The following is a 13,197-nucleotide window of genomic DNA, read 5'->3' on the forward strand; positions in this document are numbered from 1 at the left end:
AAGATCTGACTCGATGTATGTTCCTGGTACGGCAAGTGGCCACAGCGATGCGAGAGGGCGTGCCCGGGTGAACGAGCTGCTGATCGAGGACGCCGGCGCGGTCCGGGTGCTGACCCTGAACCGGCCGCGGGCGCGCAACGCGCTGAGCGGGGAGCTGATCACGGCGCTGTACCGGGCCCTGCTCGAGGTCGACGCGGACGACGCGGTGCGCGCGGTGGTGCTGACCGGTACCGATCCCGCCTTCTGCGCGGGTGTCGACCTCAAGCAGGCCGCGGCCGAGGGCGTGGCGTACTTCCGGCGGTTCGACGAGGAGAACTGCGTCGGCCAGGTCGCACTGGTGGGCAAGCCGGTCGTCGGCGCGGTCAACGGTGCCGCCTTCACCGGCGGCCTGGAACTGGCGCTGGGCTGCGACTTCCTGGTCGCCTCGGAGCGCGCCGTGTTCGCCGACACCCATGTGCGGGTCGGGGTGCTGCCCGGCGGCGGGCTGACCGCGCGGCTGCCGCAGCTCGTCGGCCCGGCCCAGGCGCGCCGGATGTCGATGACCGGGGAGGTGGTCGACGCGGCCCGCGCGGCGTCGATCGGCCTGGTCACCGAGGTCGTGCCACACGAACGACTTCGCGAGCGCGCGCTCGGGCTGGCCGCCGCGATCGCGGAGGTGCCGCCCGCGGCGATGAGCGCGCTCAAGCGCATCTACACCGAGAGCGCGACGAGCCTGATCGGCCGGGCGCTGGAGATCGAGACCGCCATCTCGGGCGCGCACGACTCGGACCTGGCCGGGCTGGAGGAGCGCCGGGTCGCGGTGACCCGGCGCAACCGCGCCCAGCTCAGCCGAGGGTGAACGGGTCGCGCGTCTCGCCGGAGAGCTCCACCCAGATCGCCTTGGTCTCGGTGTAGTCCCGTACCGCGTCGGCCCCGTTCTCACGGCCGATGCCGGACAACCCGACGCCGCCGAAGGGGACCTGAGGCGCCACCGCGCGGTAGGCGTTGACCCAGACGGTGCCCGCGCGCAGCCTGGCCGCGACCCGGTGCGCCCGGTGCACGTCCTTGGTCCACACCGAGCCGGCGAGCCCGAACGGCGTGTCGTTGGCCTTGCGCACGGCGTCGTCCTCCGAGGAGAACGTGGTGACCGCGAGGACCGGGCCGAAGATCTCCTCGGTGATGGCCCGCGCGTCCGGCGGCAGGTCGGTCAGCACGGTGGGCCGGACGAAGTAGCCGCCGAGCTCGGCGACCGGCTCGCCGCCACACGCGATGGTCGCACCCTGTTCGCGCGCGGCCTTGAAGTGCTCCAGCACCTTGGCGAACTGGCGATCGTTGGCCAGTGGGCCCAGCTCGGTCTCCTCGGCCCGCGGGTCGCCGATGACGATCTGGTTCGCCCGCTCGACGATCCGGCCGACGAGCGCTTCGGCGACGGATTCCTCGACGAGCAACCGGGAACCGGCCAGGCAGGTCTGCCCGGCCGCGGCGAACACCCCGGCGATCAGGCCGTTGGCGGCCGCGTCGAGATCCGCGTCGGCGAACACCACCTGGGCGGACTTGCCGCCGAGCTCCAGGCTGACCTGGGTGACGTTGTCGGCCGCGGCGTGGGCCACCGCCTTGCCGGTCTCGGTGCTGCCGGTGAACGCGACCTTGTCCACACCGGGATGTGCCGACAGCGCCTTCCCCGTCTCCGGGCCCCAGCCGGTGATCACGTTGAACACCCCGGGCGGGAAGCCGGCCTCGGCGACCAGTTCCGCCAGTGCGACCGTCGAGGCGGGCGTGTAGTCGCTGGGTTTGACGACGATCGTGCAGCCGGCGGCAAGCGCGGGCGCGAGCTTCCAGGTCAGCAGCAGCAACGGCGAGTTCCACGGCGTGATCGCCGCGACCACGCCGACCGGCTCGTGTCGCGTGTAGACCAGGTAGTTGGACTTGCCGGTGGGGATCACCTCGCCCTGGAGCTTGTCCGCCATCCCGGCGTAGTAGGTGTACCAGGACGGCAGTCCCTTCGCCTGGCCGGACATCTCGCGCATCAGCTTCCCGCCGTCGCGCACCTCCAGCTCGGCGAGCTTGCCGGCGTCGCGGGCGATCAGCTCCGCCAGCCTGCGCAGCAGCTCGCCCCGCTCGGGCGCGGTGAGCGCACCCCAGGAGCCCGACAGCGCGGCGCGTGCGGCGGCGACCGCGCGGTCCACGTCCTCGGCGCTCCCGTCGGCGACCTGCGCCCACGGCTTGCCCGTGTACGGGTCCTGCGTCTCGTAGGTCCGGCCCGAAACCGAGGGCACGGACTTGCCGTCGATGTAGAGGTTGAACTGCTCCACGTTTGCTCCCTAGTCCAGGCCGCCGCGCTTGACCAGCTGCGAAGCGATCACGTTGCGCTGGATCTCGTTGGTGCCTTCGCCGACGATCATCAGTGGCGCGTCCCGGAAGTAACGCTCCACGTCGTACTCGGTGGAATAGCCGTACCCGCCGTGGATGCGGACCGCGTCGAGCGCGATCTGCATCGCGGCCTCGGAGGCGAACAGCTTCGCCATCCCGGCCTCCATGTCGCAGCGCCGTCCCGCGTCGTACTGCTCCGCCGCGTGCAGGGTGAGCTGCCGCGCGGCGGTCAACTTCGTGGCCATGTCGGCGAGGTGGTTGCCGACCGACTGGTGTTTCCAGATCGGCTGCCCGAAGCTCTCCCGCTCCTGGGCGTAGCGCAGCGCGTCGTCCAGCGCCGCCCGGCCGACGCCGAGCGCGCGGGAGGCGACCTGGATGCGGCCGATCTCCAGTCCCTTCATCATCTGGGCGAACCCGCGCCCCTCGACCCCGCCCAGCACCGAGGAAACCGGCGTCCGGTAGTCCGAAAAGGACAGTTCGCACGCCTCGACGCCCTTGTAGCCCAGCTTCGGCAGGTCCCGGGAGACCTCCAGGCCCGGCCCCTGCTCGACGAGCAGGATGGAGATGCCCCGGTGCCGCGGCGTCGCGGCCGGATCCGTCTTGCACAGCAGGGCGATCAGCTGCGAGCGCCGGGCGTTGCTGATCCACGTCTTCGCGCCGTCGACCACGTACTCTCCGCTGTCGCCGTCGCGGCGCGCCACGGTCGTGATCGCTTGCAGGTCCGAGCCGCCACCGGGCTCGGTGAGTGCCATGGTCGCGCGGACCTCGCCGGTCGCCATCCTCGGCAGGTACCGGTCCTGCTGCTCCCGCGTGCCGAAGGCCACCAGCAGCTTGGCGACCACCGTGTGCCCGCCCATCGCCCCGGCCAGGCTCATCCAGCCGCGCGCGAGCTGTTCGGTGACCCCGACGTAGCACGGCGTCGACACGGGGGCCTCGCCCCAGGGCTCGGGAATGGCGAGCCCGTAGATGCCCAGCTGCTTCATCTGCTCGATGAGCTTCTCCGGGTACTCGTTCGCGTGCTCCAGCTCCCGCACGACGGGACGGACCTCGCGGTCCACGAAATCCCGGACGGTCCCGACGACCGCCTGCTCCTCGACACTCAGCTCCACACTCGCTCCACTCAGATCACGCCTTCGGCGCGCAGCCGTTCGATTTCGGGGCCGGTGCGGCCGAGCGCACGCAGGATCGCCGCGCTGTGCTCGCCGACCGCGGGGACCGGGTCCATCCGCGGGACCACCCCGGCGAGCGTCGCCGGGGGTAGCAGCGCGCGCACCGGGCCGCCGGGCGTTTCGACGTCCTGCCACCGCTCGCGCCCGGCGAGCACCGGATGAGCCAGGAACTGCGGCACGGTACGCAGGCGGGCGTTGGCGATGCCGGCGGCGTCGAGCAGCTTGACCGCGGTGGCGGTGTCCAGTACGGCCAGCCGGGCCGCGATCAGCTCGTTCAGCTCGGCCCGGTTCGCGACGCGCGAGGAGTTGCGCGCGAACCGCTCGTCGGTGGCCAGGCCTTCGTCGGCGAGCACGTCCGCGCAGAAGCGGGTCCACTCGCGGTCGTTCTGCACCGCGACCACGACCGTTTCGCGGTCAGCGCACGGATAGGGGCCGTAGGGGGCGATCGTCGCGTGCTCGGCACCGGCGCGGTTCGGTGCGCTGCCACCGTATTCGGTGTAGTAGGCCGGTGAGCCCAGCCATTCGGCCAGCGCTTCGAACAAGGACACCTCGACCGCGGGCGCGACGCCGGTGTTGGCGCGTTGCAGCAGCGAGGTGAGGATCCCGGAGTACGCGTACATCCCGGCGGCGATGTCGGCCACGGAGATGCCCACCTTGACCATGTCCGCGGGCGTCCCGGTCACCGACATCAGGCCCGTTTCGGCCTGGACCAGCAGGTCGTAGGCCTTGCGGTCGGCCCACGGCCCGGTCGAGCCGAACCCGGTCACGTCGCAGACCACCAGCCGCGGCCACCGCGCGGTCAGCTCGGCGGCGCTCAGCCCCATCCTGGCCGCGGCGCCGGGTGCGAGGTTCTGCACGAACACGTCGGCCCCGGCGAGCAGCTCGTCGAGCACCGCCCGGCCGGCCCCGGACTTCAGGTCCAGGCTCAGTGACTCCTTGGACCGGTTGAGCCAGACGAAGTAGCTCGACTGGCCGTGCACCGATTCGTCGTAGCCCCGGGCGAAATCGCCCTTGCCGGGACGCTCCACCTTGATCACCCTGGCACCGAGGTCCGCCAGCTGACGGGTCGCGAACGGCGCCGCCACCGCCTGTTCCAGGCTCACCACCGTGATCCCGTCGAGCGGGCGGGCCGTCACCGCAGCCGCCGCTCTCGGCGTTCGCCCCGGGGCATCGTCCCGCGCCCCTGGTTGCCGAGCTGGGTGTAGGCCAGGCCGTGGCGCTGTGCCAGCGAAGGCGGCTCGTCGAGCGACTCCCAGATGGCGCGAACGGTGCCCTGGATGGCCTCGGGCCGCCGGCTCGCGATCTCCTCGGCGAGCGCCCGCGCCGCGGGCCACAGCTCGTCACGGGGCACCACCTCGGTCACCAGGCCGAGCCGCAGCGCGGTGGCCGCGGTGATGCGTTCCTCGTTGCCCGCCAGTGCCCAGCGCAGCACGTCACCCAGCGGGACCCCGCGGCGCAGCATCCCGACCGGTTCGAGCGCGGACACCATGCCGCTGTTGGCGTGCGGGTCGAAGAACGTCGCGTCCTCGGCGCAGATGACGATGTCCGCCTCGTTGAGGAAGTACATCGCGCCGCCCGCCGCCATCCCGTGCACGGCGGCGACGACCGGCTTCCACACCCGGTGCTGCTTCGGCCCCAGCAGAACGCCGGGGTCCTCCTGGTTCCACACGCTCTTCCCGGTCCACCACGGGCCCTCGCCCATGTCGATGCCGGTGCAGAAGGCGCGGTCCCCGGCGGCGCGCAGCACCGCGACGTGGATGTCGTCGTCGTCGCGGACCCGCTGCCAGATCTCGGCGATCTCGCGGGTCATCTTCTCGTTGAACGCGTTGAGCTTCTCGGGCCGGTTCAGCGTGATCGTCGCGACGTGCCCGGCGACCTCGAAGAGCACGGTCATGCGGTCTCCTTGAACCTGCTGGTCAGCTCGCGCTTGACGACCTTGCCCATCGCGTTGCGCGGCAGCGCCTCGACGAGCTCCAGCTGCTCGGGCAGTTTGCGGGTGCTCAGGCCGTGCGCGCGCAGGTGCTCGCACAGGCTCGCGAGACCCGGCGGGGCCCCGGGGTCCGCCGGCACGACGACCGCGCACGCGCGCTCCCCGGTCTCCGGGTCGGGCAGCCCGATCACCGCGACGTCCGCGACGGCTTCGTGCGTGACCAGCAGCTCCTCGAGCTCCCGCGCGGAGATGTTCTCCATCTTGCGGATGATCACGTCCTTGATCCGGCCGGTCACGGTGACGTAGCCGCGGGCGTCCCGGTAGCCGAGATCGCCCGTGCGGAAGTAGCCGTCCTCGTCGAACGCCTCGGCGTCGAGCGCCGCGTCGACGTAGCCGAGCATCAGCTGCGGCCCCTTCACCCGCAGCTCGCCGGACTCGCCGTCCTCGGCGCGGGAGCCGTCGGCACGGACCACGATCACCTCGCCGCCGGGTCCTGGGCAGCCTTCGGACCGCGCGTGGTCCTCGTCGTTGTCATCCCAGCGGCCCCACGTGATGTACGGGCATTCGGTCATGCCGTAGCCGGACACCACGCCGACACCGCCGAGCTCGCGCTTCACCTGCTGGTGCAAGGCTTCCGGCCGGGGCGAACCGCCGCAGAGGGTGACCCTGGCCCGCGGGAACAGCGGCGTGTCCCGCTCCCGCTGGCGTGCGAGGTAGACCTGGATGAACGGCAGCCCCGACCCGACGAGCGTCACCCCTTCCCCGGCGAGCAGGTCCGGCGTCGTCTGCGGGTCGAAGACCGCACTGGTGATCATGCCGCTGCCGGTGCGCAGGGAGCTGAGGACGTGCGCGATCCCGCCGACGTGGGCCAGCGGCAGCAGCGTCGCCGTGACGTCGGCGGGCCGCAGCGCGAGGTGGGCGCAGAAGGTGCCGGACGCGGCGATGAGGCCCTGGTCGGTGTGCCTGGCGCCCTTCGGGTCCGACGTGGTGCCCGAGGTGTAGAAGATCCACCGTGCGGCCGTCCCGTCGGCTGGCGGGGGCGGCGGCAGCGTGGCGGGATCGCCCTCGGGCAGCTCGCCGTCGATCAGCAGGACTTCCAGACCCGGCTGCGCCTTCGCCACCGTCCGGGCCATCGCCTCGTGGTCGACGTCGCGGAACGTGCCGGGGACGGCCAGCCAGCGGGCACCGGCCTGACGGCAGATGAAGGTCAGCTCCCGTTCGCGCAGCATCATCACCAGCGGGTTCTGGACGGCGCCGATCCTCGCCAGCGCCAGGGTGAAGGTGATCGTCTCGATCCGGTTCGGCAGCTGCCACGACACCACGTCACCGGGCCGGACGCCGCGGGCCAGCAGGCCGGCCGCGGCCCGGTCGACCGCGCCGGCGAGGTCGGCGAACGTGCGCCGCCGCCGGTGCTCGTCGACGACCATGACGGCGTCCGGGGTGGCGGCCGCGCGCAGCTCCAGCAGCCTGGCGATGGTGCCCGCCGCCAGGCCCGCCTCCGCCGTGACCGCTTCCGTCGTGCTCACAGCAGGAACGCCAGGGTCGGTACCGGGCCGCCCGCGTTGACCAGGTGCACGGTCTTGGAGGCCAGCCGCGGCCCGCGCTCCGGGGCGCCCACCCGGACGCGGTGGATGACCCGCCCCGCCCAGGTGGTCAGCTGGTAGCGGTACTCGAACAGCACGAAGTTCGAGCCGACGGTCACGGTCTCGGCGTCCCGGTCGAGCAGCTCCATGTTGGTCAGCAGGCGGCGCATCTGCGACGGCGGCGTCTGGGAGTGCCGTGCGCCGGTGTTGAGCTGCGCCACCCGGCTGCGGATCCGGCGCCGGTTGTCGTAGATGTAGGACAGGTCCTTCGCGGGGTCGGCGTCGGGCGACATCGGCACCCAGTACAGGCCGTCGTCGTCCCACAGCTCCTCCCACTCCGAGTAGCGCGCCTCGTCGGCCAGCCGCGCTTCGAGGAACAGGAAGGACGCGATCGCCGGGTCGATGCCCACGGCGCCGGTCTCGGTCGCGCTCGTCATGGCGTCACTCACCTTCCGGGGCGCCGTCGAGCACCGAGGCCCAGTGCCGCCACAGGCCGCGCTGGGGGGTCTCGGAGCTCTTGTCGTGGTTGACCGTGCCGGTCTCGTCGTGGGTGTCGGTGGTCGCGCCGCGCGCCAGCATGATCCACTCCGGCCTGGTCGAGGCCAGGCCCATCTGGTTGCGGGCGCCGATCTCGCCGTCGTCGGCGATGAGGAACCCGGCGGGCCCCATGGCACCCTCGGTGCGGCGCAGCATCCGGCTGTTGAGCTCGTCCATGCCGGGGATCAGCGCCGGGGTGGTGTAGGCGATGGTCTCCCCGGGCGCGAGCGGCTCGACGAACATGATGTTCATCTCGGCCAGGAACAGGTTCGGGAAGATCATCGTGTGCGGCGGCCCGACGACGAACGCCTTGTGCGTGTCGTCGGCGCCGTAGGCCTTTTCCATCGCCTCGACGTAGCGCGGCAGCTTCGCCCGTGGTGCCCGGCCGAACCACACGAACTCCTCGTCCAGGCGGGTGTACTCGGGCAGGTAGTCGATCTCGGAGTGCCCGTTGCCGAGGTCGCGGACGTAGACCTCGACCTTGCTCGGCACGTGGGACACCTTCGCCTCGCGCACGGCCTCGTACACCGACTGGTGGGTGAACAGCGCGTGGTAGCCGTCGACGTTGTTCTCGATCACCATCTTCCAGTTGCTGAAGTGGTGGTGCTTCATCCAGCCGGCGCGCAGGTCGAGCCTGCCGTCGGGGGAGAGCGCGAGCAGCCGGTCGATGGCGCCGGTGGCCCGGCCGAGGTGCTCGCGCAGCGAGATCCCCTCCGCGGCCAGCGAGGCGAACACGAAGCCGCGGTAGCTGTCCATCCGCGGCGCGGGGGACAGGCCGAGCTCGGCGCGCTTGGCGAGGAACTCGTCGCCGTAGCCGCCGCGCATCGGGACGGCGACCAGCGCCCCGTCGTTCTTGAACGTCCAGCCGTGGTACGGGCAGCGGAACGTGGTGCTGTTGCCGCGTTCGGCGTTGCACAGCCGGTTTCCGCGGTGCGCGCACCGGTTCGCCAGCACGTGCACCTCGCCGTCCTTGCCGCGGCTGACGATCACCGGCTCGCGGCCGATGCGCCGGGTGACGTAGTCGCCGGGTTCGGGCACCTCGCTCTCATGGGCGACGAAGACCCAGCCCTCCCGGTAGATGCGCTCGAGCTCCAGCTCGAACACATCGGGGTCGGTGTACACCGACCCGTGCACCCGGTCGGGCCGGACCAGGTCACGGACGCCGGAACGGCGCGTGTCCAGTTCGGTCATCGGGACTCCTCCTGTTCACCAGAGGGTGGGACTGCGCTGTGGTAGGCCGGCACGGCCACTTCGCCGAGCCGGCGGAACCGGATCGACACGGGGTCGCCGATCGCCGGGGGATCCGAGGTGGGTTCGGCCGAGGTGAGCACCAGGCGGTGGCCGTCGGCGAGTTCGATGTCGGCGACCGGGTACGGCCGCGTGGCGCGCACCAGGCCCGGTTCGAGCCGGTGCACCACGGTCACCGTGTGCACATGCCCGCGGAGCGCGACCGGCCGCCAGTCGGCGCCCGCCGTGCCGCAGCCGTCGCAGACGCGCTGTTCCAGCTCCAGCGGCAGCCGGCAGGCCGGGCAGAACGGCAGCACCAGCCGGTCCCTCGCGGCGCCTTCGTACAGCGGTCCGAGCACGTCGTCCGCAATGGACGGTGCCAGCTCGTCGCCGAGCAACCAGTCCCCGCTCACGCCGCCTCCAGGATCAGGCACGCGTGGTGGTCCAGCCTGCCGCCGATGCCGCCGACGAGCGCGGTCCGCGCGCCGGCGACCTGCCGCTCGCCCCCCGCGCCACGCAGCTGGACGATCGCCTCCACCAGCGGCGTCATGCCCTGCAGGTAGAAGCCGGACAGCTGACCGCCGCCGGTGTTGGTGGGCAGGCTCCCGCCCGGCGCGAGCGCGCCCGAGCGGACCAGCGGGCCCGCCTTCCCCGGTTCGCAGAAGCCGTACTCCTCCAGCAGGCACAGCGTCACCACGCTGAACGGGTCGTACAGTTCGAGCACGTCGAGATCGGCGCGGGTCATGCCGGCCGCGGCGAGGGCGTCCTCGGCCGCCCGGCGGCCGCCGCCGAACCACGACTCGGCACCGGCCCGGCGGCGCCGGACGGGATGCTCCCTGCCGATGCCGCGGATGCGCACCCCCGCTCCGTCCTTGCTGACGACGACCGCCGCCGCGCCGTTGACCGGGCGCGCGCAGTCGAGCCGCCGCAGGGGAGTGGAGACCATGGGGCTCGCGTGGTAGGCCTCGGCGTCGAGCGGCGTGCGCTGCACGGCGTCCGGATTGCCGAGCGCCCAGGCACGCGCCGAGAGCGCGACCTCGCAGAGGTGGTCGGGCGAACCGCCGGTCACCGCCAGCCAGCGCGTGGCGAGCAGCGCGTAGGTCGGCACCGAGCCGAGCACGCCGGAGGCGCGCTCCAGGCCACGGACACCCGAGTTGCCGCCGCTGTGCGCATAGGTGGAGCCGGCGCCGCCCCCGGCGCGCAGCGGGGCGTCGGCGAACACGCAGACGACGGTGCCGGCCGCGCCGGAGCGGATGGCCAGCTCGGCGCGCTGCACCATCGCGACGGTGGTCGAGCCCTTGATCTCCACGTGTTCGAGCAGCCGCAGGTCCCCGAACCCGGCCTGCTGCGCGAGCGTCACGCCGACCCGGTCGGGGCGCACACCCTGGCTGGACCCGACGAGGAGCCCGTCGACGTCGCCGTGCCCGAGTGCGGCATCGGCCAGCGCGGCCTGGACGGCTTCGACGGCGAGCTCGGCGGCCGAACCGCCGGGCCGGACCGACATCGCCGTCAGGCCGAGGCCGACGATCGAGGGGTGCCCGCTCATCGGCCGCGCTCGTCCCGGTAGTGCCCGACCCGCAGCCAGTCCAGCCTGTCCTCGGGCGTGGCGAGGCAGAAGCTCGCGAGCTCGAGCGGGGACAACAGGATCTCCGCGCCGCTCTCCAGGTCCTGGATCAGCAGCCGGGGCCCGTTCCCGCGCTCGTCGAGCGCGACCCGGACCGCGGCGAACTCGTTGCACAGCTGGGCGAGCTCCTGGACTTCCGGGCGGGCTTTCATCACGCGTTCCGAGTTTCTGTCGACGGCGGCCACGAGTTGGTTATATCGTACACTCACTGTCAGAAACAATGCCTCCAGAAGAAGGGCAGGCAACGGTGACTCCCTCTCCGGCCCAGCTCAAGCGCAGTAAATGTGACGGCGACCAGGTAGACATGATGTCGTCCACACGGTTTCCGGTGGTGGTCGCGTGAGCGCGGCCGAGTACCGCAGCATCTGGACCTGGCTGCGTGAGCTGGAGTTCCGCCAGGGCTGGTGCGACGCGGGCGGTGTGCGGACCCGGTTCGCCGAGGCCGGCGACCCCGCGAAACCCGGTGTGCTGCTGCTGCACGGCACCGGCGGGCACTGGGAGACCTTCGCCCCCAACCTCGGGCCGCTGAGCGAGCACTTCCACTGCGTCGCGGTCGATATGGTGGGCAACGGCTTCTCCGAAAAGCCCGACTACGACTACGAAATCGCCGTCTACGTCCGGCAGATGCTGGCCGTGCTCGACCACTTCGGCATGGAGCGCGCGTCGCTCATCGGCATGTCGCTGGGCGCCTGGGTCGCCGCGCGGCTCGCCCTCGACGCGCCCGAACGGGTCGAGAAGGTCATCCTCATGTCGCCGGCCGGGCTCGTCGCGACCGCGTCGAACATGGCCCGCATCCGCGCCGAGCGCACCCGCGCCGTCGAGAACCCCGACTGGGACTCGATCAAGGCCATGTTCGACCACCTCATCGCCGAGGAGCACAACCGCATCCCGGACGTCGTCGCGCTGCGCCAGGCGATCTACCGGCTCCCCGAGACGCGGGAGACGATCGACCACCTGCTGATCCTGCAGGACCCGCAGGCGCGCGAGCGGAACCTGCTCAGCGAAGGGCAGTGGTCGGCCATCAAGGCGCCGACCCTGGTCGTCGCCTCCGGCAAGGACTACAGCGAGTACGAGAGCACCGCGCGCCGGGTCGCCGCACTGCTGCCGAACTCGCAGCTGCTGGACATGCCGAACGTCAAGCACTGGCCCCATTTCGAGGATCCCGGGGTGTTCAACCCCGCCGCGCTGAAGTTCCTCAGGGGGTGACGAAGGTGCTCGACGAGGAGCAGGTCGCCGACGCCGCCAGAAGGCTCGACGAGGCCGAGCGCACCCGCAGCCCGATCCGCCAGCTTTCCCTGCAGTACCCGGACATGACGATCGAAGACGCCTACGCCGTGCAGCGGGCCTGGGTCGCCGAGAAGCTCGCGCGCGGCCGGGTGCTGCGTGGCCGCAAGATCGGGCTGACGTCGCAGGTGATGCAGCGGGCGGTGTCGATCACCGAACCGGACTACGGGGCGTTGTTCGACGACATGTTCTTCGACGACAGCGGCACCGTGCCGCACGGGCGCTACATCTACCCGCGCATCGAGGTGGAGCTGGCGTTCGTGCTCGGGCGGCCGCTCAAGGGGCCGGGCGTCACGGTGTTCGACGTGCTCAGCGCGACCGAGTACGTCACGCCGGCGCTGGAGATCCTGGACGCGCGGGTGCAGATGAGCGACCCGGAGACGGGGCATCTGCGCACGATCGTCGACACGATCGCCGACAACGCCGCCGACGCCGGGATCGTGGTCGGCGGCCGCGCGATGCGCCCGCTCGACATCGACCTGCGCTGGGTTTCGGCCGTCCTGCACCGCAACGGCGTCATCGAGGAGTCGGGCGTCGCGGCCGCCGTGCTCAACCACCCGGCGAACGGCGTCGCGTGGCTGGCGAACCGGCTCGCGCCGCACGGGGTCGGGCTGGAACCGTCCCAGGTCATCCTCTCCGGCTCGTTCACCCGCCCCATCCATGCCGAGGACGGCGACGTCTTCCTCGCCGACTACGGGCCACTGGGCACCGTCGGCGTGCGCTTCGAGGCGGCGCCATGAGCTGGGGTGAACGTCTTCGCGGCGGTGAGCCGCTGTTCGGCATGTGGGTGGTCTCCGGCAGCGCGTACAACGCCGAGATCTGCGCGGGCGGCGGGCTGGACTGCCTGGTGTTCGACGGCGAGCACGCCCCGAACGACGTGCCTTCGCTGGTGCCGCAGCTGCAGGCCGTCGCGCCTTACCCGGTCGAGGTGCTGGTGCGCCCGCCGGTCGGCGATGCCGTGCTCGTCAAGCAGCTGCTCGACATCGGCGTGCGCAACCTGCTGGTGCCCATGGTGGAAACCGCGGAGCAGGCCCGCGGGCTCGTCTCGGCCATGCGTTATCCGCCCGACGGCATCCGCGGCGTCGGCGGCGCCTTCGCCCGCGCCTCCGGGTGGGGGCGCGTGCCGGGCTACCTCGCGCACGCGGCCGAAGACCTCACGCTCACCGTGCAGGTGGAGTCGCGGCGCGGGCTGGAAGAGGTGAAGGCGATCGCGGCCGTGGACGGGGTCGATGCCGTGTTCCTCGGCCCCGCCGACCTCGCCGCGTCGCTGGGCCACCTCGGCGAACCCGAGCACCCCGAGGTGCTGGCCGCGGTGGAGGAGGCGATCGGAACCGTTGCCGCGTCGGGAAAGGCGGCGTGTGTCAACGCTTTCGCCGAACCGACCGCGCGGCGCTACCTGGCGGCCGGGGCCCGGTTCGTGGTGGTCGGCGCCGATGTCACATTGCTCGCCCGCGGCAGCGAAGCGCTCGCGTCGCGCTACCGGGCGAAGTAGGA

General features: G+C 72.0%; 14 protein-coding genes. 4 read left to right on the forward strand and 10 right to left on the reverse strand.

Annotated features, from left to right (window positions below):
- Nucleotides 1-67: 67 nt before the first annotated feature.
- Nucleotides 68-838: an enoyl-CoA hydratase gene (locus LWP59_RS17220; RefSeq protein ID WP_222425386.1), complete on the forward strand. Its 771-nt coding sequence runs from the start codon at nucleotides 68-70 to the stop codon at nucleotides 836-838.
- Here LWP59_RS17220 and LWP59_RS17225 read toward each other — a convergent pair.
- The 10 genes from LWP59_RS17225 to LWP59_RS17270 are packed head-to-tail and all read right to left on the reverse strand — an operon-like array spanning nucleotide 825 to nucleotide 10,574.
- Nucleotides 825-2,291: an aldehyde dehydrogenase gene (locus LWP59_RS17225; protein WP_144632113.1), complete on the reverse strand. Its 1,467-nt coding sequence runs from the start codon at nucleotides 2,289-2,291 to the stop codon at nucleotides 825-827. The two genes, LWP59_RS17220 and LWP59_RS17225, sit on opposite strands and share 14 nt — an antisense overlap.
- A 9-nt stretch (nucleotides 2,292-2,300) precedes the next feature.
- Entirely contained in the window at nucleotides 2,301-3,458 is a 1,158-nt protein-coding gene (locus LWP59_RS17230; protein WP_144632110.1) for an acyl-CoA dehydrogenase family protein, read from the reverse strand.
- Between the two features lie 11 nt (nucleotides 3,459-3,469).
- Nucleotides 3,470-4,654, reverse strand: a complete 1,185-nt coding sequence (locus LWP59_RS17235) for a CaiB/BaiF CoA transferase family protein (RefSeq protein ID WP_144632108.1) — start codon at nucleotides 4,652-4,654, stop codon at nucleotides 3,470-3,472.
- Nucleotides 4,651-5,412, reverse strand: coding sequence for an enoyl-CoA hydratase/isomerase family protein (locus LWP59_RS17240; protein WP_144632105.1), 762 nt, complete (start codon nucleotides 5,410-5,412; stop codon nucleotides 4,651-4,653). Before LWP59_RS17240 ends, LWP59_RS17235 begins: the two co-directional genes overlap by 4 nt.
- Nucleotides 5,409-6,974, reverse strand: a complete 1,566-nt coding sequence (locus LWP59_RS17245; protein WP_222425385.1) for a class I adenylate-forming enzyme family protein — start codon at nucleotides 6,972-6,974, stop codon at nucleotides 5,409-5,411. The genes LWP59_RS17240 and LWP59_RS17245 overlap by 4 nt, the downstream gene beginning before the upstream one ends.
- Complete coding sequence (locus LWP59_RS17250; RefSeq protein WP_144632102.1) at nucleotides 6,971-7,468, reverse strand: aromatic-ring-hydroxylating dioxygenase subunit beta; 498 nt, start codon at nucleotides 7,466-7,468, stop codon at nucleotides 6,971-6,973. The genes LWP59_RS17245 and LWP59_RS17250 overlap by 4 nt, the downstream gene beginning before the upstream one ends.
- Nucleotides 7,469-7,472: 4 nt before the next feature.
- Nucleotides 7,473-8,759 carry an aromatic ring-hydroxylating oxygenase subunit alpha gene (locus LWP59_RS17255; protein ID WP_144632099.1) on the reverse strand — a complete coding sequence of 429 codons (1,287 nt, stop codon included), beginning with the start codon at nucleotides 8,757-8,759 and terminating at the stop codon, nucleotides 7,473-7,475.
- Nucleotides 8,756-9,208, reverse strand: coding sequence for a Zn-ribbon domain-containing OB-fold protein (locus LWP59_RS17260; protein ID WP_222425384.1), 453 nt, complete (start codon nucleotides 9,206-9,208; stop codon nucleotides 8,756-8,758). Before LWP59_RS17260 ends, LWP59_RS17255 begins: the two co-directional genes overlap by 4 nt.
- Nucleotides 9,205-10,341: a thiolase family protein gene (locus LWP59_RS17265; protein WP_144632093.1), complete on the reverse strand. Its 1,137-nt coding sequence runs from the start codon at nucleotides 10,339-10,341 to the stop codon at nucleotides 9,205-9,207. Before LWP59_RS17265 ends, LWP59_RS17260 begins: the two co-directional genes overlap by 4 nt.
- Nucleotides 10,338-10,574 (reverse strand): hypothetical protein, encoded by a 237-nt coding sequence (locus LWP59_RS17270; RefSeq protein ID WP_229857724.1) that lies wholly within the window; start codon nucleotides 10,572-10,574, stop codon nucleotides 10,338-10,340. The genes LWP59_RS17265 and LWP59_RS17270 overlap by 4 nt, the downstream gene beginning before the upstream one ends.
- 184 nt (nucleotides 10,575-10,758) lie before the next feature.
- Between LWP59_RS17270 and LWP59_RS17275 the strand changes: the two genes are divergently transcribed.
- From LWP59_RS17275 to LWP59_RS17285, 3 genes are read left to right on the forward strand one after another with little or no spacing between them, the layout of a single operon-like run.
- Nucleotides 10,759-11,625: an alpha/beta fold hydrolase gene (locus tag LWP59_RS17275; RefSeq protein ID WP_144632090.1), complete on the forward strand. Its 867-nt coding sequence runs from the start codon at nucleotides 10,759-10,761 to the stop codon at nucleotides 11,623-11,625.
- Nucleotides 11,622-12,443, forward strand: coding sequence for a 2-oxo-hept-4-ene-1,7-dioate hydratase (gene hpaH / locus LWP59_RS17280; RefSeq protein WP_186382988.1), 822 nt, complete (start codon nucleotides 11,622-11,624; stop codon nucleotides 12,441-12,443). Before LWP59_RS17275 ends, hpaH begins: the two co-directional genes overlap by 4 nt.
- Nucleotides 12,440-13,195, forward strand: a complete 756-nt coding sequence (locus LWP59_RS17285) for an aldolase/citrate lyase family protein (RefSeq protein ID WP_144632087.1) — start codon at nucleotides 12,440-12,442, stop codon at nucleotides 13,193-13,195. The genes hpaH and LWP59_RS17285 overlap by 4 nt, the downstream gene beginning before the upstream one ends.
- The last annotated feature ends 2 nt before the right edge of the window (nucleotides 13,196-13,197 follow it).

The sequence above is a fragment of the Amycolatopsis acidiphila genome (assembly GCF_021391495.1).
GTDB lineage: Bacteria > Actinomycetota > Actinomycetes > Mycobacteriales > Pseudonocardiaceae > Amycolatopsis_E > Amycolatopsis_E acidiphila.